Raw genomic sequence first — 19,822 nt, 5'->3', positions numbered from 1 at the left:
CCGCGTCCCTCTTCGTCGTCTACGACACGCTCACGATCTCCCGTCACACCCGCAAATAGGGCGTCGGGTGCTGCACTCGGGGGGCAGGCACGTCTCGGACGGCGTCGACGGACGGGGCACGACGGGCGTGAACTCACTCGTTATCGATCCACGCCTCTCGCGCCGCTTCGAGAGTCCGGCCGACCTCGCGGCCCTTGTACCCGAAGATGTCGGGATAGCCGTGGACCGACATGAGCACGGGAACGAAGTCCTCCTCGGCGACGAGGCGCTGGTCCTCGTACTCCGCGTAGGTCTCTCCGGCTTCGACCGGTCGGAAGTTCTCCACGAGGAGGCGGTAGTCGTCGGTACTGGACGGCTTCGTCGCCATCTGGTAGATCTCGTAGTAGCGGGTCTCCCGATCCGCGCCGCGGGGCTCGCCCTCGAGGGCGTCGGCGTGCCGCAGGAACGCGCGGACGATCTTCCGGGCGTTGCTCGTCGCGGCGTCCGAGCGGGCCATGCCGGTCTCGACGGAGACCACGCCGCGGGAGGCGAACACGCCCTCCAGGACCCGGCCCTCCTCGACGACGTGGTCGAGCGGGAGGTCCGCGGCGGCCGCCAGAGCGTCGGGAAAGCCGGCGTGGAGGAAGGCCAGCGGCTCCGGCGTGGCGTGGGTGGTGTGGATCGAGAGGGTCAGGCAGCCCTCGATCTCTTCGACGATCTGTGCGGCGAGGCGGCGCTCGCGATCCTCTGAATCGGGATCGCCCGGGACGACGCGGTTCAGGTCGACGTCGAGGTACCGGAGGTCCGAGACGGCCGCGGGCGGGTTGGCGACGACGAACTTGACCGGACGCTGGAGGTCGGGATCCTCGTCGAGGAAGCGGTAGACCGCGCGCGGGCCGGCGAACTCGTCGCCGTGGACACTGACCATGACGGCCACATCGGGATCGTCGTGGTCGCCGGGACCGACCACGGACACGTCCGGAGAGACGTTCCCGTCGAACATGGTCTCGATAGGGGCGCGGGCCGGAAAAGCGGTCGGCCGGCCGCAGACTGATCGACGGATCCGGTCGCGGTTCGGGGCCGAGCGTCGGTCTCGCTCGCGAGTACGCTGTGCTGAGAACCGCGACCTCCGGAGTACCGAACTCCACTACCGGGTCCCGTCGCCGGCTAGGGCCGTCTTTTACTCGCCGCCGTCTGCGGGTTCGGCGACGACGAGCCCGTAACACGGCGTCGCCGGCGGTAACGCCCGCGTTCCGTGAAGCGGGTGATTACAGCCGATCCGTAACGAAACGGCGCGGCGAAAAATCGGCGAATGAGCCGAGACCGACGGCTGATAGGGTAACGATAGCCGTAGATATCATTCAAATTACAAAGGAGGTAGACACGGTGATACCGCTATGGCTCGACATCGTCAGTTGGCCTCGATCGCCGCGATCGTCGTGACAGGATGGCTCGTCGCAGGGTTCGTCGTACCGCCCGCTACGGCACCGGCCTCGCCCGACGGGGCGACAGCAATGAGTCACCCGGCACTGTCCCAGAGCGATCAGGCGACGGCGCCGCTCAGCGGGGAGCGCGGTCTCGGCGCGGCCGAGACGACGCTGCTCGGCGAGCGCGCGAACGAGACGTCGGGCTGGTCGGTCGCGACGGGTGACGTGAACGACGACGGGCGAACCGACCTGCTGATCGGCGCGCCCCAGAGCGACCTGAGCGAGGACCTGGCCGGTGCCGCGTACCTGTTCTACGGACCAGTCGAGGCGGGCGACGTCTCCCTCTCAGACGCCGACGCGACGTTCGTCGGCGAAGCGACCGGCGACGCCGCAGGCTGGTCGGTCGCCGTCGGCGACGTCGACGGGACGGACGGCGACGAGGTCGTGATCGGTGCGCCCGGTCGGGACACCGCTGCCGGCTCCAGCGCCGGGGTCGTCTACGTCGTCGAGGCGGACGGGAGCGCAGACGGCACGCAGTCGCTCTCGGACGCCGGCTACGCGCTGGCGGGGACGAGCGAGAGCGCGTCGGCGGGCTTCGCCGTCGCGACCCCGGAGAACGGCACCGGGCTACTCGTCGGTGCCCCCGGCCAGGACGAAGCCGTCGGGGCCGCGTACTACGTCAGCGACCCGTCGACCGGCGATACCCTGGGTGACGCCGCGGCGAGGTACAGTGGGGAATCACCCGGCGACGAAGCTGGCACGTCGGTCGCGTTCGTCGGTGACACCGGCGGCGACGGTGCCAGTGACGCACTGATCGGTGCGCCGGGATACGACGGCGACGCGGGCGCGGCGTACCTGCTCTCCGGCGTCGCTGATCGGTCCGGGCAGATCGACTTGGCCGGCGCCGACGCCCGACACGAGGGCGACGGCGGCGAGCGTGCGGGCGCATCGGTCGCCGGCGAGTTCGACTACGACGACGACGGACGCGACGACTACGCCGTCGGTGCACCCGGCGCCGACGCCGCTGGGACCGACGCCGGCGCTGCCTACGTCGTGTTCGGATCGAGCGACCCCGAAGGGAGCAACTCGCTGTCCGACGCGGACGTGAGGCTGACCGGCGAGGCCGCCGGCGACGAGGCCGGCTACTCCGTGTCGGCCGCGGGCTCCGGCGACGTCACCTGTGACGGCGTCGACGACCTGCTGGTCGGTGCGCCCGGCTCCGACGCCGCCGCGACGAACGCCGGAGCGGCGTACATCGTCGCCGGCGGCACGGACGAAGCGAACCGGAGCCTGGCCGACGCACAGGCGACGTTGCTCGGCGAGGCCGACGGCGACCGCGCGGGCCGCGCCGTCGCGGACGGCGAAGACCTGAACGGCGACGGCGACGAGGACGTCGTCATCGGTGCGCCGTACAACGACCCGCACCCCGACGCCGGTGCCACGTACGTCGTCCACGGGGACTGCGCCGCGGAAGACACCGCCACGGAGAAAGACACCGAAACGCGCGAGCGGACCGGGACGCCCAAGGACACCGAGACGCCCGAGAAAACGCCGACGAAGACCGAGACGACCGAACGGACTCCCAAGGACACCGAGACGCGGGAGAAGACCCCCGAGGACACCGCAACGCCGGCGGCGGACACGCCGACGGAGACGAGAACGGAGGCCGACACGCCGACGGACCACGAGACGGCGGCGGAGACCGAGACGCCGAAGGGAACACCGACGGAGGCGCCCACGGAGAAGCCCGCGACGCAGACCCAGGAGGCCGAGACACCTACTGAGAAGCCGGAGACGCCAGGCGAACTACCCGAAACGCCGACTGAAAAGCCCGAGACCCCGACCGAGGAACCGGAAACGCCAGATACGCCTGACACTCCAGATACGCCCGATACGCCGGACAAGCCCGATACGCCGGACAAGCCCGATACGCCTGACACGCCTGACACTCCGGACACCCCGGACACCCCAGACACGCCAACCGACACACCCGATACTCCGACTGACACACCTGAGACGCCAACCGATACGCCTGAGACTCCGACAGACACGCCCGAGACGCCAACCGATACCCCCGACACGCCAACCGACACACCCGATACTCCGACTGACACACCTGAGACGCCAACCGATACGCCTGAGACTCCGACTGACACACCCGATACTCCGACAGACACGCCTGAGACGCCAACCGACACGCCCGCTACGCCAACCGATACGCCCGAGACCCCGACTGAAGACGACCGTGCCGCCATCAGCTACGTCCTCCTCTGTACGACCGACGAGGGCGCGCCGTCAGTCGGCGGGGCGGGATCCGGCGACTGCCCGTCGGGAGAGCCCTTCGTACGCTGGGAGTGGACCGGCAGCACGTTCGCCCCCGAGGGCGATTCGGCCGGGACGTCGGTGACGGCGACCGAGTTCAAGGAACCCGGCGAACCGGTCGCAGCCACGTGGTCCTCGAGCACCTACGAGGTGACCGGTGCCGTCGTCGGCGCGGGCGGGGAGACGTGCACCTACGGCGGCGGATCGGGAGATCTCCCCCAGAGCGGAACGGTCGAGAGCTGTCCCGGCTCCGCCGGTCAGTGACCGACCCCGGCGGCTCCGGACTGTCACCGATCCCGTTCCGGTGACCCCGGACCGCTGCCGTCGGATCGACGAATGGAGAGCAGACTGTGCGGGCGGCCACGTCGTCGCTGCGACAGACGGCAGAAGCGTCGGCAGTCGCGTTCTATCAGTCGCCCGTGCGCGGACCGGCCGCACTCGGCGTAGTCACGCGAGCCGAGCCGGATAGCCCGTCCGCGAGGGGATCACAGCGGAATCTGCGAGCGGAAATCCGGGCTCTGCTCGTCGAGGTGGTCCAGCCGGCTGCCCAGCAGCTCCCGCAGCAGGAGCACGAGCGTGTTGCCGGCCCCCTCGCCTGTGACGGCCGTCTCGCGGCGGACGCCGTCGTCGGTCTCCCGGCCGAGCGTCCCGACCATGACGGCCTCGCGGTCGGCGAACACGAGGTGGCCGACCCGCTCGCGGCGGGGCGGGAAGTTCATCCAGTCCAGCTGGGGCTCCCAGAGCATCGCGTCGGGCACCTCCTCGCGGACCAGGTCGCGGACGGCGGGCGTCTGCGAGCCGACGTAGACGTCGACCCCGCGGTCGGTGGCGGCCCGGAGCTTCTCGACGCAGGCCTCTTCGAGGAGGCCGTCGGTTGTGATCATCAGGAACAGCTCCTCGTCGGCCCCGTCGATGAGGCGCTGGCCGCGCTCGATCACGTCTGCCCGGCCGTCGATCGTCCGAACAGCGTCGCCGCTGGTCCCACTGTCGCCGGTCGCGTCGCCGGCGTCGTCGGCCCACGCCCCGGGCGCGTCCGCGGCCAGCGGGAGCCGGTCGACGTCGAGGGCGGGGTGGCCCAGGTACTCGGCCGCGTCGCCGTCGTAGGCGAGGAGGCCGGCCCGCTGGAGCACCGGGAGGTGGACGTGGTGGAACTCGACGGCGGCGTCGGAGACGTCGTCGTCGGACACCGCGTCGGGTTCGCAATCGCGCTCGCCGGCGAGGACGCGCCGGACGAGTGCGTCGCGCTCGGCCTCGCCGGCGGCGGCGATAACGGCGAGCACCCGGCGGCGTCGGGCGTCGGACAGCGCGGAGAGGACCTCGTCCCAGCCCGCCTCGTCGACGGCCAGGAGTTCCTCGACGGCGTCGTCGGTCAGCGCCGGGTGGTCGGCGGCCGCGACGACCCCCGCGTCGCGGTCCCAGTCGACGAGGTCGGCCTCGGCCAGCGCCGGGAGCTGCGCGTGGACGAGGTCGGTCAGTACCTGCCGGTGGTGTTCGTCGCTCACTTCGATCAGCGAGACGCCGCTGCTCCGGGCCGCGACCGCCGCGGCGAGGTCCGTGACCGGAACGGAGCCGTCGCGGTCCCCCAGAACCGCGAGACACGTGCGGCGCCGCTCGTCCGCGATCGCCCCAATCACCTGATCGATCGACTGCCCCTGATCCGCCTGCGTGACGGTCATCGTATCCCTCCATTACCCAGCCTGGGGGTTGAGGGAATCGCCTAAATGTTTCAATTTGCGAGCAACCGTAACGGACTGGTAACTACCCTGTATCCCGACGAAAGCGATCGAAACCCGGAGAGGGAACGGGGACGTCAGTCCTGGCGCTGCTCGACGAACTCCTGATAGCGATGGAGGAAGGCATCGCGGTCGTCGGCCTCGTCCTCGACGGCGGCGAGCAGGTCCTCGAGGCCGGAGCGGGGCTGGTGGGTGAGTTCGCCGTGACAGGGCTTGCAAAGGTACTCGAACTCCTTGTCGCGACGATCCCATCGGTCGCCGTGCTTGTCGTACTCGCGAGCCTTGGCCCGGGGGACCGACTCGCCGCATGCGATGCAGGTGACGGCGTCGCGGGAACGCCGGGAGCCAAGCATGGCTAACCGTTCGTCCTACTATCACTTAGCGCTTTTCGCGAGGTACTCGCTCCGGCCGATCTGACCGGGACGCCAGCGGGTTCGTCGGCGGTACCGGCGATCGGTGCGTGCGTCTCATCTCGTTCTCGGACCGCGTGTTCGCGAGCGCGCGGTATGCAGACCGCCGCTCCCCCGGCCAGCGTCGGGACGGACGTTCAGACGGCGGCCGGGGACGGGCGGGGTGCCGCGGGCGAACGGGCGATTTATCCCCCCGCCGGTCCACCCCTCGCGCATGGACGTCAAGTCGCGTCACCACCTCCGCGACGACGCGGTCGACGAGATCGAGACCGCCGTCGCGGAGCACCTCGGAGTCGAACTGGACGCCGAGAGCTACGAGAAAGTCGAGTTCGAGGACAGCGACTGGAACGTCGTCCTCCTGGACGGGGAGCCCCTCGTCCTGTACGTGGGCGGCGAGGCGGGAGCCGCCTCGAGTGGGAGCGGCGAAGCCGCGACCGACGAGACGGAACCGTTCCTGACGGTCCAGGGCGCCAACGAGTACCCGCCCGAGCGCGGCGTCGTCACCGTCGACGCCGGCGCCGTCTCGTTCGTCTCAGACGGCGCCGACGTGATGCGGCCCGGCATCGTCGAGGCCGACGATGGCATCGATGAGGGCGATCTGGTGGCGATCAACGAAGAGGCTCACGGGAAGTTCCTCGCCGTCGGCCGCGCCATGACCGACGGCGACGACATGGTCGGCGACAGCGGCAAGGTCGTGAAGTCCATCCACCACGTCGGCGACGACCTCTTCGAGTTCACCGTCTGAGAGATCTTATCGACCGAATGTTCGCCACCGGGAGAGCTTTGCTCTCCCGGGCTCTCGTTCGCTCTGTCGCCGGCCTGCGGCCCGCTTCCAGCGGACCTCCGGTCCCGCTCTGCTCACGCCGGGGAGGATGTCATCGAGGCGGTGAACGGTCCTGATCCGTCGACCGTGCGGAACGACGGCGCGCAAATCAGATCAGGTATCGCGACCGGGAGGGCGGTCACCCCTCGGCGAGGTCGCCGTCGAGGTCCTTGCGCAGGTACCACGCCCGCCCGGCGTCGTAGGCGTGCCACATCCCGGGCAGCAGTCCCTTCTCCCACCTGAACAGCGGCTCCGCGGTGGCCCCGAACTTGTCCTTGAACCTGAAGATGGAGTCGTCGAAGTGGGGACTGGAGATGCCGAAGCTGTACCGGTCGTAGCCCCGCTCGATCCCCCACGGGATCGCACGCCCGTGGAGCAGTTCCGAGGGGTAGTACTGGAAGTCGGACTCGTCGGCGATCGCCGTCAGCCAGTGGTGGAGGACGCCGCTCTCGTCGTCGAGGACGTGGACGTACCGGCCGACGTCACGTCCGTCGACGGACGCCCTGAACACCTGGACCCGGTCGCCGATGCGGTCCGCGAGTTCCTGAAAGAACTTCCGGGGGAGGATTTCCCCGTCGATCCGGTGCATGTTGGCGACGTACATCTCGTAGGTGCGGTCAAGGTCGTCCGCCAGCGGGGCGACGGTCACCTCGTGGTCCTGATCGGTGGCCTTGCGCAGCGCCTTCCGGCGCTCGGCGTCCATGTTCTCCCTGATCGTCTCCCAGTCGTCCTGCAGCGAGAGGAAGTGCAGCGACTGCTGCATCCGGGGCTCGTACCCCATCGCGTAGAGCTGTTTGCTGTAGCGGACGAGCTCCGAGTCGAAGCCCTGGATGCGGTGGAGGAGAAACCGGGCGTCGTGGCCGTCTCTCGACGGGGAGAACAGCCGATCGATGGTCTCGCGCTCGTTCCCGACGAAGACGGGCCCGCCGTAGCCGGGCTTCGGGGGCGAGACCATCCTGATCGCGAGGGCGTCGAGGGCGCGTTCGGCGACGGCGGTCGGCACGGGAACGTCGCGGACGAAGTTCGGCAGGAAGGCCACCGGGTTGTTCCCCTTCGTCACGACGACGTGGTAGGGGTCGTGGTCGATGGCCGCCTCGTGGGCGGCGAGCCACTCGTGCCTGTGAAAGATCGAGCCCTGTTCGGCCTGTTCGACGAGCGTGTTGAGCTGGTTCTCGTTGACGTCGTCGATCGTGCCAACGGTGCGCGTGGTTACGTCTGTCATATCTGGATGATTCGGTCGGCCGCGGCCGACAGTAAGCGGTAGTCGTTCCGGCCGCGCTGTTCGGGCGAACGCAGAGACCCGGCCGTGACTTAAAAAGGCAGAACCGTTTTCGACGGCGGCCGCTCGCCCCGACCAGGTAACGCGCCGTTTCCCCGGTCGCTACGGCGAGCGACCGCCGCGTCGCCGTCTTCAGTCGTCGTACCGCGTCAGCGGCATCGGACTGCGGTACAGCCTCGTTTATGCCATTCACGGAGACATATCGCGATCCGGCGTCGCGACCCCAGTCCGTCCGATCGAGTATCGGGCGACTACCAAACAGGGCCGCCGAGACGCCGTCGGACCGCAGGTCCGACGCGATCCGGTCTCCGACCGGACCGCCGCCGGCGGCGCAGTACACGCGGGCAGACCGCCGCCGCGGGGTGCGTCTGACGTAAAGCCTATACGGATTCCCGCCCGCTGGAGGAACATGGGATTGATGAGCAAAATCCTCGGGGACTCGGGGCCGTCCCGGCAGACCGAGGACTACGTCGAACTGAACGCCGACGACTTCGACGCGTCGGCCGGGGAGGCCGATCGCCAGGTCCGGATCGCTCGCATCGGGGAGAAGGGCGACGTCATCGACATCAAGGACGCGGTGTACGACGGCGACATCGTCATCGCGGACATCACCCGCCACAGCACGCAGGACCGGACGATGGAGCACATCAGCGACGAACTCAAGCAGGTGGCCGACGAGGTGGGCGGCGACATCGTCCAGAAGGACGACGACCAGCTCATCATCACGCCGTCCGGCGTGGCGATCAGCCGCGAGCGCCTCGGTCGCTGAGCCGGCGCACAGGGGATCCGAAGGGCGGATCCATCGCTGACGCCGCGGTTCTATACGGGCTCTCGTAGTTCGGTACCGGCACGACAGCCCGGCGTCGGTCGACCGGAAAAACAGCTACGACAGCCGTATCAGTGTTCTTAACCGCGTCCGCGGGTAGTCGATACCGATGACAGCGCCGGCTATCCGTGCCAGGGAGTTGCAGAAGTCGTACGGCGACGTGCAGGCGCTCGACGGGCTGTCGCTGACCGTCGAGTCGGGCGAGTTCTTCGGCCTGCTCGGCCCGAACGGGGCCGGGAAGACGACGTTCATCAACGCGCTCGTGGGGCTGGTCCACGCCGACGGCGGCGAGGCGACCGTCTTCGGCGCCGACGTCGAGGACGACTACCGCGAGGCCCGCGACCGGATCGGCCTCGCGCCCCAGGAATACAACGTCGATCGGTTCTTCCCGATCGTCGAAGTCCTGGAGCACAAGGCCGGGTACCACGGCGTCCCCAGCGGTGAGGCCCGCGAGCGTGCCGAGGACGCGCTGAAGACGGTCGGCATCTGGGACAAGCGCGACACCCGCTTCGACTGGCTCTCGGGCGGGATGAAGCGCCGCTTCATGCTCGCGCGGGCACTGGTCTCCGACCCGGACCTGCTCATCCTGGACGAGCCCACGGCCGGCGTCGACGTGGAACTGCGGCGGGACCTCTGGGAGCTGATCACCGACCTCAACGACGAGGGGACGACGATCCTGCTGACGACCCACTACATCGAGGAGGCCGAGCGGCTCTGCGACCGCGTGGCCATCATGGACGAGGGCAGCAAGGTCGAGGTGGCCACGCCCGAGGAGCTCCGGGACCGCGGCACCGACACTCTGGAGTTCGAGCTCGCCGACCCGCCCGCGACGGCGCCGTCGCTGGACGTCGGCGGCATCCACCGGGTCACGATGGAGGGCGATCGCCTGCTGGTGACCGCCGCGGGCGGCAGCCAGGCTGCCCCGGCGGTCATGCGCCAGCTGGAGCGAGCGGGCCACACCGTGGCCTCGCTCGATATCCGCCGGGCGTCGCTGGAGGAGGTGTTCGTCGACATGACTCGCACCGGCGACGACGGTGAGGAGGCCGACGACGGCGACCGAGAGGCGGCGGAGGTCGAAGCATGAGGGCCACCGGATTCGTCACCCTGCTCCGGCGGGAGATCCTCCGGTACGTCCGGCGGCCCCGGAACACGTTCCTGCCGCCGATGATCACCAACCTGCTGTACTTCACCGTCTTCGGCGTCGTGCTGGGCGGACGGATCGATCTGGAGGGGGTCGGCCTCGCAGGCACGGGGCTCTCGCCGAGCCAGGCGTACATCCTCTTCATCCTGCCCGGCCTCGTCGTGCTCGGGACCATCTCCAACGCCTTCGAGAACTCGTCGTTCTCCATCTTCCACGGGCGCTGGAACGAGTACATCCACGAGGTGCTCACGTCGCCGCTCTCACACACCGAGATGGTGCTGGCTTACGTCCTCTCCTCTGCGCTGCGGGGACTGATCGTGGCGGGGATCATCTGGGTCATCGGCGCCCTCTTCGCGCCGATAACGATCGCCAATCCGCTCTACCTGGCGGCCTTCATGATCGTCATCCCCGTGCTGTTCGCCAGCCTGGGCGTCATCGGCGGCCTGTGGGCGGAGGACTTCGACTATCTCACCGTCATGAACCAGTTCATCATCCGCCCGCTGGTGTTCTTCGGCGCGGTCTTCTACCCGCTGGAGGCCCTGGAGGGGTTCGCCCGGGACGTCTCCTACCTGAACCCGATGGTGTACATGGTAAACGGCGTTCGCTACGGAGTCGTACCGGACGCCGTCGACGTCGCACCGGACCTCTCGCTAGCGGTGCTGACTGGACTGACCGTCACGGTACTCCTGATCGACGTGGAACTCGTCCGCCGCGGGTACGGCCTGGTGGACTGAGACGCCCTCTGGAGACCCGTCGGTCCGCCCGGGACTGGAATGCACCCGACGCACACCTGATTCTCTACCTGAAAGTATTCGTATTAGACATGACATCGACCGGACGAGCCCCCGCTCCCACTTGCCCTCCAGCAATGGTCGAGGGGTGAACAGCCACAACTATGCAACGAAAGCTCGCACTCGCGCTGGCGTTCGCGGTCGCTCTCCCGGCCGCGACCGTCGGCGTGACGGGTCAGTTGAACAGTCACGGAATCGAGGGGAACGCCACCGCCGCAGTCGCCCAGACCGACGACGGGAGCAACGTCACGCGGCTGTACGTCGACGAGCAGTACCGGTCGCTGACGCTCAAGCACGGCGAGTCCGAGAGCATCGAGGTCAGCGTCGAGAACGGCGAGGACGAGGCGGTGACGATCGATCCCCACGTCTACGTCCCGAAGGCGGGCCAGCGGCCCGTCGAGGAGGAGTGGGTGTCGATCGACGCCGGCGAGACGTCCCTGGACGCCGGAGAGACGCTGACGGTCAACGCGACCGTCGCGGTCCCCGAGGACGCGCAACTGGGCCGGTACAGCGGCGCGATCGCGTTCAACAACGAGACGATCGACTACCCCGGGCAGCCGGCGTACCCGGTCCACACCGCGAGTCTGAGCCTGGACGTGCGTGAAGAGCCGACCGTGACCGTCACGTCCGGATCCTACGGGGCCGCGCAGGTCCAGTCCGGCGAGACGACGGTCCACGAGATCGTCGTCGAGAACGACGGTGACCAGCCGGTGCCGGTGAACCCGCAGATCGAGACCAACGATCGGATCCACTACGCCGGCGACTTCCAGCCGCTCGAGGCCTCGTGGTTCGACATCGACGCCCCCGCCGAGGTCGCACCCGGCGAGTCCGAGACCATCGAGGTCGTCGTCGCGCCGCCCGAGGACGCCGACCGGGGGCGCTACGACGCGGTGATCGACCTCGGCCTCCAGGACCCCGCCCGACCCGACGACCGCGACCACTGGCAGCGCGTCGATCTGACCGTCGAGGTCTGGGAGCAGCCCGCCGAGCCCTTCGAGACCGACTTCGAGGTCGTCGAGGGCACCGAAAACGCGACGCTGACGCTGACGGCACGGAGTCCCGACGGCAACGACGGTCCGGAGCCGGGCTTCGACGTGACCTTCGTCGCGCCCAACGGGACCGAGGTCGACGCCGAGCGCGTCCGACGGGCCGACAGCGGGCGCGTCAGTCTCGGTGCCGACCGCCGGGCAGTCCGGACCGACGGCGACTACGCCGACAGCAACGCCGAACAGCAGTTCACGTACCGGATCGAGGACCCCGCGAGCGGCGAGTGGACCGCTCGCGTCATGCCGGAGAACACCATCGAGTTCGGCTACGAGATCACCCGCGACGAGAACTGACGAGACCGCAAGCCGACGACTCGCCGACTCATTTTTCACGCGGGCGACGCCCGGCGACTGGCCACCGGTACCGGCAGCGACGCCGCTCGAACCAGTCGATACGACGGAGTGAGACGTCACGGGCGAAAACGGCGTCGTCGACACGGCGCGGCCAGCCGGTCCTACCCGCCCGACCGGCCGCGCGTCGACGTGAGTCCGCGCCACTCTGTGGCGTCGCGGGGTGGCCGGACATTTCGGACCGCCTCCGACCGTGGCGTATGAGACCGTATGTCATGCACGTATTTGAGGCTGACGCTGGTGGCGGGTGACGAGTACCGCAGAAGACGGGCGATCAGACGTTGTCCGGCGTCTCGGCGTCGTCCTCGACGGAGCGCTTCATCGAGTCGCGGCGCGCCTTTGCGTCGCGGCCGGTCGCCTCCTCGAGGAAGTCGTTCTTGGCGTTGACGGCGTCCTCGGCGGCCTCGACGTGCCCTTCGGCGATGACCTCCTCGGCGGGACGTTCCTCGATGTCCAGCGCGAGCTTGTCCTTCTTGCTGCTGTACTCGACGGTTCCAGCGACGACGCGATCGAAGGCGGGGTTGTCGGGATCGGCGACGACGAACAGCTCCGTGTCGTTGTACTCCTCGGTCCCCGTGATCTCCCCGAAGTACTCCTCGATGAACGCCTCCATGTCTGGGACGCGGTCCTCGAGGTGCTCGCCCCGGCGCATCTTGTACTCTCGCATGAGCGATGGGTTGCAGGGGACCAGCCTTACTCTTTTCGCGTTCCGTCCTCCGGGACCGGCTCGTTGACCAGGCTCCCGCGGTGACACTCCGGACAGAAGTCACCGGCCCGCAGCGACGACGATTCGACGGGCGTGGTGTAGTCGCATTCCGGACACCGGAACTGCCCCTCGGGCACCGTCACGGACACGCCGCTGGAGTTGCGAATCTCGGGGCCCTCGGCCGGCTCCCCCGTCCCGACGTCCGGCGTCCACTCCCCGTCGCCCCCGTCGTCCTCGTCGCCCTCGTCGGGCCACTCGCCGGGTGCGCGGTCGTCCCGATCGTCGTCCTCGTCGTCCGCGTCGTCGATGAACACCGCGTCGTCGGCCTCGGCCGGGTCGGGCTCGGGCTCGTCCGACGGCTCGGGCTCGCCCACCGAGGGGTCTGCGAGTTCGTCGTCGACGGGCTCGACGGGCTCGTCGTCCTCGGCGTCGATAATCTCCGCGCCCTGGTCGGGGTCGGGGGCGTCGGCGGCGGACGCACCGCCGGGCGCGGCGTCCGGGTCCGCGGCGTCGCCGTCGGAACCGCTGGCCTCAGCCGCGGCGTCGGCGGCGACCGCGGGTTCGGCGTCCCCGTCGCCGCCGGACTCGTCGGCCGGCTCGCCGTCGACGATCTCCGCCGCCCCGTCGTCGGTCGGTTCGTCGACGGCCGCCTCGTCCGACTCCGCCCCGGCCGTCTCGCCGCCGTCGTCCGTCGCCGCGCTCGCGTCCGCCGGCTCGTCCGCGTCGTCGGCCGGGCCGCCGACGACGCCGTCGTCCGGCGTCTCGATGGCGGTGACCTCCTTGTTCTCCGAGACGGTGCGCTCGGTCCCGCACCGCTCGCAGGTCTCGACCTCGCGGATCGTGATGACCACCTCGCTGCCCTGCTCCTCCCGGTCTCGCTCGACCTCCGTCTCGCCGAACGAGTGACCGAGGACGGAACACTTGAGACTCATTGTCACGTGATGGCTCCCTACCGCACATAAGCCTACTGCTTGGGACGGGTGGACGGCGGGAACGCGGTCGCGCCGTCGGGCGGATCCAGCGCGCGGCGCACTTACTCCCCGACCCGAGGGACAAGCACAAGAGTGGGCCGAGAGTACGTGACACGTATGAAAGCGAAGGCGGAGTTCCGCGACCGGCCGGACACGGAGGTCGCCATCCTCGACGCGCTCGCCGACCGGCCGGAGGAGGGACTGACGGTCCTCGAGCTCCGGTCCCACGTCGACGTCGACATCGACTCGCTGGAGGACGCCCTCGCGAACCTGAAGGAGGACGACCTGATCGAGGTGACCAACGAGACGGAGCGGACCGTCATCCTTCCGGAGGAACGGGTCGTCGGGCCCGACGAGACCGACGACGAGGCGTCGCTGTTCGACGCGATCAAGCGCCGGTTCGGGCGCTAATCGAGGCGATGCTCGCCGGCGCGGTCGGCCGCGTCCGGAAAGCTCGGTACTCCGAGCAGCGTTACGAGAGCCGCCGACGCAAACAGGTCAGCGATCGAGCGCGGGACCGCTCTCGGGCGCGGCACCTCGGGTAGGACCGCTTTCCCGCCCCGCTGCGTTTACGGAGACACGGGGACAAGCGGGGGTATGCGCGTCGTCACGCTTCTGCCCTCGGCCACGGAGATCGTTTACGCCCTCGGCGTCGAGCCCGTGGGAACGTCTCACGAGTGCGACCACCCGCCCGAGGCGGCGGACCTGCCGGCGGTCAACTACGCCCGGATCGACCCCGACGCGGGAAGCGCCGAGATCAACGAGCAGGTGGCCGAGGCGGAGCGCGGCGAGGGGGTCTACGGCATCCACGAGGACCGGCTGGCCGAGCTGGATCCGGACCTGATCGTCACGCAGGGGGTCTGCGACGTCTGCGCGGTCGACGAGGTCGTGGTCGAGCAGGCCGTCGACGACCTGGGGCTCGACGCGGCAGTGCTGACGCTCGATGTCCACAGTCTCGACGACCTGTTCGCGTCGATCCGGCGGATCGGCGACGCCGTGGACCGAGCGGAGCGGGCGGCCGAACTGGTGGCCGACCTGCGAGAGCGGGTCGACGCCGTCGAGGCGCGGGCGGCGGCGGCCGAGGAGCGCCCGAGCGCGGCGGTGCTGGACTGGATCGATCCAGTGATGGTCGCCGGCCACTGGGTCCCGGAGATGGTCGACCTGGCCGGCGGCGAGTACGGCATGGAGTCGACGGGCGCGCACTCGCGCCCGCGCGGGTGGGACGAGGTACGGGAGTACGACCCCGACGTGCTCGCCGTCGCGCCCTGCGGGTTCGACCTCGAACAGACCCGCGAGAACCTGACCGACCTCACGGAGCGGCCGGGGTGGGACGACCTGACTGCGGTGCGGGAGGGGCGGGTCTATCTGATGGACGGCCACCACTACGTCAACCGGTCGGGCCCGCGGCTGGTCGACACGCTGGAGTCCCTCGCCGGGATCGTCCACCCGGACCTGTTCGAGTCGCCGCCCGACGGCGTGGTCGAGCGGCTGGCGACGGCGGAAGCGGAATCGAAGCGTAAAACGAACCGTCAATCGGACAGCGAGCAGCGCCCCTCGTAGGACGCCTCGGCGACGGCGTCGATAGCGGGCTCGTCGCCGCAGACCGGGCAGTCCGACCGCGGCGCGACGGGCACTTCCTCGAATGACATCCCGGAGGCGTCGTAGACCAGCAGGCGGCCCTCCAGCGTCTCGCCCTCGCCGAGGATCAGTTTCACGACCTCCGTCGCCTGAATGTTGCCGATCGTGCCGGGAAGCACGCCCAGCACGCCCGCCTCGGCGCAGTCCGGGACGGCGCCCTCAGGCGGCGCCTCGGGAAACAGGCAGCGGTAGCAGGGGCCGTCGCCGGAGAAGGTGGTGACCTGGCCCTCGAAGCGGTAGATGGCGCCGTGGGAGAAGGGAACGCCGGCGAGCGTGCAGGCGTCGCTGACCAGAAAGCGCGTGGCGAAGTTGTCGGAGGCGTCGACCACGAGGTCGTAGTCGGCGATCAGGTCGTCGGCGTTGTCGGCGTCCAGGCGCGCCTCGTGGGTCTCGACAGTCACGTCTGGGTTCAGGTCCGCGACGAACTCGCGGGCGCTGTCGACCTTCGGGCGGCCCACGTCGGCGTCGCCGTGGATCACCTGGCGCTGGAGGTTCGAGCGCTCGACGACGTCGTCGTCGACGATTCCCAGCGTCCCCACGCCGGCGGCGGCGAGGTACTGGAGGACGGGCGCACCCAGACCGCCGGCGCCGACGACGAGCACCCGCGCGTCCAGCAGCGCCGCCTGCCCCTCCGGCCCCACGTCGTCCATGATGACGTGGCGCGAGTAGCGGTCGAGTTGCTCCGGGTCGAGGTCGGCCATACCGGAGTCTGGCGACCGAACGCCAAAAGCGGCGCGACTGTCCTGACCCGAACAAATCGTAGTGCTCCGTCACGCACCCTAACGGCTATAAAAAGTGTAATGAAATATTAAAATACGGGACGTAATATGTTCGGTTAAGCTTACGGCTTTAGAAATTCCTTTGTAGGAGGGAATTCATCGACCGAGCGGATGACTGAAGACGGAACGGATCCGACGGACGGGGCGGACTGCCCCGACCTCGCGTCGCTCGCGACGAGGCGACGGGACCTCATCGCGACGATCGGCACCGCCGGAGCGGCCGCCGTCGCCGGTTGCCTCGGCGACAGCGGCGGGTCCGGCGCGACGGCGACCAGCACCCAGACCGACGCGGAGACGGACACGATGACTCAGAGCACACAGACCGCTGACGAACCGGAGATCGGATCGCGATTCGGGTACGTCGGGACCTCGTCCGACGAGGAGCCGCCGGTGGAGCCCGACCACACGATCAACCTCGAGTTCACGTTCGTCGAGGGACGCGGCGACCTCCCGGAGTTCTACTTCGAACCGACGGGGCTGGCCATCGAGCCCGGGGACACGGTCAAGTTCAACGTGGCGACGCCCCACCACAACGTCAACGCCTTCCACCCCGCGTTCGGCTACACCCAGCGCGTCCCCGACGGCGTGCCGCCGTTCTCCTCGCCGATCCTCGCGGCCGGGGACTACTGGCTGTACACCTTCGAGGAGGAGGGCGTCCACGACTTCACCTGCGCTCCCCACGAGGTGTTCGGCATGTCGGGCCGTATCGTCGTCGGCGAGGCCAGCGGCCCGGGCGCGAACCCGATCGGCGAGGCACCCGGCGGCGAGGAGGCCCGCCCGCCCGAGTACACGTCGGGACTGGTCCTGAGCGACGAGGCGCTGGCCCCCGAGAACATCCAGGAGCAGGGCTCGGTGAGCTGGGACGAGATCGCACAGGAGAACAAACGGCTCCTGCTCGAACCGGTCGAGGAGTAGCACACCTGCCGCGTCAGTCGATCTGACGCTCGCTTTCTCTGCCGCTCCGGCGCGCTCGATTAGCCCTGCCAGTCGGCCACGAGGTCGTCGACGGCGTGGTTGACGTCGCTGATCTGGCGCGTCTGGTCGTCGACCTCGTCCGCGATTTCAGCAGTGGACTCGGCGATGTCCTCGGCGGCGTCGGTGGCCTGGTCGACCATGCTGGCGACCTCCTCGGTGGAGGCGGCCTGCTGGTCGGTGGCCGTGGCGACCTCCTCGATGCCGTCGTTGACCTCGCGGACGGCGTCCTCGATCTCGTCGAGGATGTTCACTGACTCCGAGACCGACTCGATGCCGGTCTCGATCACCTCGTTGGACTCTTCCAGGCTCTCGACGGCGTTCTCGGTGTCACCCTGGATGCGGCCGACCATCTCCTCTATCTCGCCGGCCTCGGACTGGGCCTGCTCGGCGAGGCTCTTGACCTCGTCGGCGACGACGGCGAAGCCCTCTCCGGCCTCGCCTGCGCGGGCGGCCTCGATCGAGGCGTTCAGCGCCAGCATGTTGGTCTGATCGGCGATGTCGTTGATCACCTCGACGATCTCGTCGATCTCCCCGACGCCGTCCTGAATGGTCCGGACGTCGCTGGCGACGCTCTCGGCGGCCGCCTGAATGGACTCCATCGCGTCGTGGACGTCCTCGGTGTTGGCCTGGCCCGTCTCGGCGAGTTCGCGGGCCTGTTCGCTGGCGGCGGAGACCTGCTCGGAGGAGGAGGCGATCTCCTCGACGGCTGCCGAGAGGTTCGACACCTCCTCTGCGACCCGGGTCATGCCGTCGTACTGCTCGGCGGCCAGTTCGCGGATGTCGGCCGTCTCCGCCGCGATGTCCTCGGAGGAGGCCTGGAGCTCCGCGATCGAGGTCTGGATCTCGCTCGCCGCCTCGCTGTCGTAGCCCGCCCGTTCGTCGATGTCCTGTTCGACGCTCTCCCGGAGGGCGTCGTCCGCGCGGTCGTCGGCCAGCCCGTCGGTCCCCAGTTCGCTGTCGGCCATTGGTGTGCCCGGCTTCCGGGTGAACCGTATAAAACCCAGTACCTAACAGTATCAGACGCGAGAACTGGGGGCGCCGCAGGCGGTCGGCGATGGCCGGCGTCAGGCGTCGTACAGCGACCGGTACTTCCCGTCGGCGTAGTCGAGGAAGTAGTCCGCCGTGAAGTCCTCGCCGGTGGCCTCGCGGATCAGTTCGTCGGTGGTGTACCGGGCGCCGTGGCGGTGGACGTTCTCGACGAGCCACTCCCGGAGCGGGTCGAACTCGCCGTCGCGGACCCGCCCGTCGACGTCGTCCAACTCGTCTGCCGCCGCGGCGAACAGCTGCGCGGCCAGCACCGATCCGAGCGAGTAGGTCGGGAAGTAGCCGAACGAGCCGTGGGTCCAGTGGATGTCCTGCAGGCAGCCCTCGGCGTCCGTGTCCGGGCGCACTCCGAGGTACTCCTCCATCCTGTCGTTCCACACCTGCGGCACCTCCGCGACGTCGAGGTCCCCGTGGATCAGGTCGCGCTCGATCTCGAACCGCAGGACGATGTGCATGTGGTAGGTCAGCTCGTCGGCCTCGACCCGGATCAGGTTGTCAGGGTGGACGGTGTTGGCGGCCTCGTAGAGCGCACGCGGGTCGGCCGAGACGCCGAGGCGGTCCTCGATCGTCGGCGCGAAGCCCTCGAAGAAGGGCTGCGACCGGCCGACGTGGTTCTCCCAGAGCCGCGACTGGGACTCGTGGACCGAGAGGTCGCGCGAGTCGCCCAGCGGCGTGCCGTACTCCTCGCGCGGGAGCCCCTGCGTGTAGGTGGCGTGGCCGAACTCGTGGATCGTCGACCCCAGCGCGTCCAGCGGGTCCTCGGGGTCGAACCGCGTGGTGACGCGGGCGTCGAACTGCGTCCCCGAGGAGAAGGGATGCGGCGCCGTGTCGAGGCGGCCGCGGTCCCAGTCGTAGCCGAGGTAGTCGAGCGCCTCACGGACCAGTTCCTCCTGGGCGCCCTCGTCGTAGCTCCCGGAGAACGGGTCGGCCAGTTCGACGTCGCTGTCCTGGATGTCGTCGATCAGCGGCACCAGCTCGTCCCGCAGCCGCTCCAGCACGCGCTCGGCCGTGTCGAGGCCGAGGTACGGCTCGTAGTCCTCGAACAGCACCTCGTACGGGTCCCGGTCGGGATCGATGGCCTCCGCGTACTCGCGCTTGAGCTGGACGATCTCCTCGAGCGTGTCGGCGAAGGCGTCGAAGTCGTCCGCTTCGCGGGCCTGCTTCCAGACGGGCAGGGCGTTGGACGTGGTCTCCGAGATGCGCTCGACGAGGTCGCTCGGGACGCGCACCGCCCGCTCGTGGTCCCGGCGGACCTCCCGGACGACCGCCTCGCGCTCGGGGTCGAGGTCGTTGCCCTCCAGTTCGTCGAGCCACTCGCCCAGCCGGTCGTCGGTGAGCAGGTCGTGTTTCAGCGTCGACAGCGCCGACGTCTGCTTCGAGCGGGCCGGCGTTCCCCCTTCGGGCATCATGACCTCCTGGTCCCACTGGAGGATCCCGGCCGCGTCGCCGACGTAGGTCAGCCGCCGGACGTGGTCCTCGAACTCCTCGTAGACGTCAGTCGCCTCCTGCGTGGCCATGTCCCACGGGACGGCCGGGCCCGGCTAAAACCCCGCGTTACCGGTGACCGACTCCGGCCGACCG

General features: G+C 69.2%; 18 protein-coding genes. 9 read left to right on the top strand and 9 right to left on the bottom strand.

What is annotated here, in order from left to right:
• Nucleotides 1-133: 133 nt before the first annotated feature.
• Complete coding sequence (locus LCY71_RS11320) at nt 134-982, bottom strand: M14 family metallopeptidase (RefSeq protein WP_225333254.1); 849 nt, start codon at nt 980-982, stop codon at nt 134-136.
• Between the two features lie 511 nt (nt 983-1,493).
• Here LCY71_RS11320 and LCY71_RS11315 point away from each other — a divergent pair.
• Nucleotides 1,494-3,992 (top strand): integrin alpha, encoded by a 2,499-nt coding sequence (locus LCY71_RS11315; RefSeq protein ID WP_225333253.1) that lies wholly within the window; start codon nt 1,494-1,496, stop codon nt 3,990-3,992.
• A gap of 221 nt (nt 3,993-4,213) precedes the next feature.
• Here the strand turns inward: LCY71_RS11315 and LCY71_RS11310 are convergent, their stop codons facing one another.
• Both LCY71_RS11310 and LCY71_RS11305 read right to left on the bottom strand, forming a co-directional pair.
• On the bottom strand, nt 4,214-5,404 hold the full coding sequence (locus LCY71_RS11310) for a DUF7344 domain-containing protein (RefSeq protein WP_225333252.1): 1,191 nt from the start codon (nt 5,402-5,404) through the stop codon (nt 4,214-4,216).
• Between the two features lie 134 nt (nt 5,405-5,538).
• The gene (locus LCY71_RS11305) at nt 5,539-5,814 is read right to left on the bottom strand and encodes a DUF7562 family protein (protein ID WP_225333251.1); all 276 of its coding nucleotides are present in this window, start codon (nt 5,812-5,814) and stop codon (nt 5,539-5,541) included.
• Nucleotides 5,815-6,085: 271 nt separating this feature from the next.
• On the opposite strand from LCY71_RS11305, the gene LCY71_RS11300 reads away from it, so the two are divergent.
• On the top strand, nt 6,086-6,616 hold the full coding sequence (locus LCY71_RS11300) for an RNA-binding protein (protein ID WP_225333250.1): 531 nt from the start codon (nt 6,086-6,088) through the stop codon (nt 6,614-6,616).
• Between the two features lie 217 nt (nt 6,617-6,833).
• On the opposite strand, the gene LCY71_RS11295 is transcribed toward LCY71_RS11300, so the two are convergent.
• Complete coding sequence (locus tag LCY71_RS11295) at nt 6,834-7,916, bottom strand: GNAT family N-acetyltransferase (protein ID WP_225333249.1); 1,083 nt, start codon at nt 7,914-7,916, stop codon at nt 6,834-6,836.
• Nucleotides 7,917-8,382: 466 nt separating this feature from the next.
• Between LCY71_RS11295 and LCY71_RS11290 the strand changes: the two genes are divergently transcribed.
• From LCY71_RS11290 to LCY71_RS11275, 4 genes are all read left to right on the top strand, one after another.
• A complete protein-coding gene (locus LCY71_RS11290; RefSeq protein ID WP_225333248.1) occupies nt 8,383-8,742 on the top strand; it encodes a cell division protein SepF in 360 nt (119 codons plus the stop codon).
• A 166-nt stretch (nt 8,743-8,908) separates the two neighbouring features.
• On the top strand, nt 8,909-9,883 hold the full coding sequence (locus LCY71_RS11285; protein WP_225333247.1) for an ABC transporter ATP-binding protein: 975 nt from the start codon (nt 8,909-8,911) through the stop codon (nt 9,881-9,883).
• Nucleotides 9,880-10,674 (top strand): ABC transporter permease, encoded by a 795-nt coding sequence (locus LCY71_RS11280; protein WP_225333246.1) that lies wholly within the window; start codon nt 9,880-9,882, stop codon nt 10,672-10,674. The genes LCY71_RS11285 and LCY71_RS11280 overlap by 4 nt, the downstream gene beginning before the upstream one ends.
• A 161-nt stretch (nt 10,675-10,835) precedes the next feature.
• Entirely contained in the window at nt 10,836-12,071 is a 1,236-nt protein-coding gene (locus tag LCY71_RS11275; RefSeq protein WP_225333245.1) for a COG1470 family protein, read from the top strand.
• Nucleotides 12,072-12,402: 331 nt separating this feature from the next.
• Here the strand turns inward: LCY71_RS11275 and LCY71_RS11270 are convergent, their stop codons facing one another.
• On the bottom strand, nt 12,403-12,795 hold the full coding sequence (locus LCY71_RS11270; protein WP_225333244.1) for a DUF5611 family protein: 393 nt from the start codon (nt 12,793-12,795) through the stop codon (nt 12,403-12,405).
• A gap of 26 nt (nt 12,796-12,821) precedes the next feature.
• Nucleotides 12,822-13,766: a DUF7093 family protein gene (locus LCY71_RS11265; protein WP_225333243.1), complete on the bottom strand. Its 945-nt coding sequence runs from the start codon at nt 13,764-13,766 to the stop codon at nt 12,822-12,824.
• 156 nt (nt 13,767-13,922) lie between these two features.
• Between LCY71_RS11265 and LCY71_RS11260 the strand changes: the two genes are divergently transcribed.
• Complete coding sequence (locus LCY71_RS11260; RefSeq protein ID WP_225333242.1) at nt 13,923-14,216, top strand: DUF6432 family protein; 294 nt, start codon at nt 13,923-13,925, stop codon at nt 14,214-14,216.
• 186 nt (nt 14,217-14,402) lie between these two features.
• Nucleotides 14,403-15,365: a cobalamin-binding protein gene (locus LCY71_RS11255; protein WP_225333241.1), complete on the top strand. Its 963-nt coding sequence runs from the start codon at nt 14,403-14,405 to the stop codon at nt 15,363-15,365.
• On the opposite strand, the gene ubaA is transcribed toward LCY71_RS11255, so the two are convergent.
• Nucleotides 15,335-16,144, bottom strand: coding sequence for an SAMP-activating enzyme E1 (ubaA, locus tag LCY71_RS11250; protein ID WP_225333240.1), 810 nt, complete (start codon nt 16,142-16,144; stop codon nt 15,335-15,337). The two genes, LCY71_RS11255 and ubaA, sit on opposite strands and share 31 nt — an antisense overlap.
• Nucleotides 16,145-16,333: 189 nt before the next feature.
• Here ubaA and LCY71_RS11245 point away from each other — a divergent pair, with 189 nt between their 5' ends.
• Complete coding sequence (locus LCY71_RS11245) at nt 16,334-17,137, top strand: cupredoxin domain-containing protein (protein WP_225333239.1); 804 nt, start codon at nt 16,334-16,336, stop codon at nt 17,135-17,137.
• Between the two features lie 59 nt (nt 17,138-17,196).
• Here LCY71_RS11245 and LCY71_RS11240 read toward each other — a convergent pair whose 3' ends face one another.
• Together LCY71_RS11240 and LCY71_RS11235 are read right to left on the bottom strand one after the other, a co-directional pair.
• Nucleotides 17,197-18,162, bottom strand: a complete 966-nt coding sequence (locus LCY71_RS11240; RefSeq protein WP_225333238.1) for a methyl-accepting chemotaxis protein — start codon at nt 18,160-18,162, stop codon at nt 17,197-17,199.
• 99 nt (nt 18,163-18,261) lie between these two features.
• Nucleotides 18,262-19,758, bottom strand: coding sequence for a carboxypeptidase M32 (locus LCY71_RS11235; RefSeq protein WP_225333237.1), 1,497 nt, complete (start codon nt 19,756-19,758; stop codon nt 18,262-18,264).
• Nucleotides 19,759-19,822 lie beyond the last annotated feature (64 nt).

The sequence above is a fragment of the Halomicrobium urmianum genome, assembly GCF_020217425.1.
Classification (GTDB): Archaea; Halobacteriota; Halobacteria; order Halobacteriales; family Haloarculaceae; genus Halomicrobium; species Halomicrobium urmianum.
Note: the sequence above shows the minus strand (reverse complement) of the source record. Positions and strands in the feature narration are given on the sequence as shown.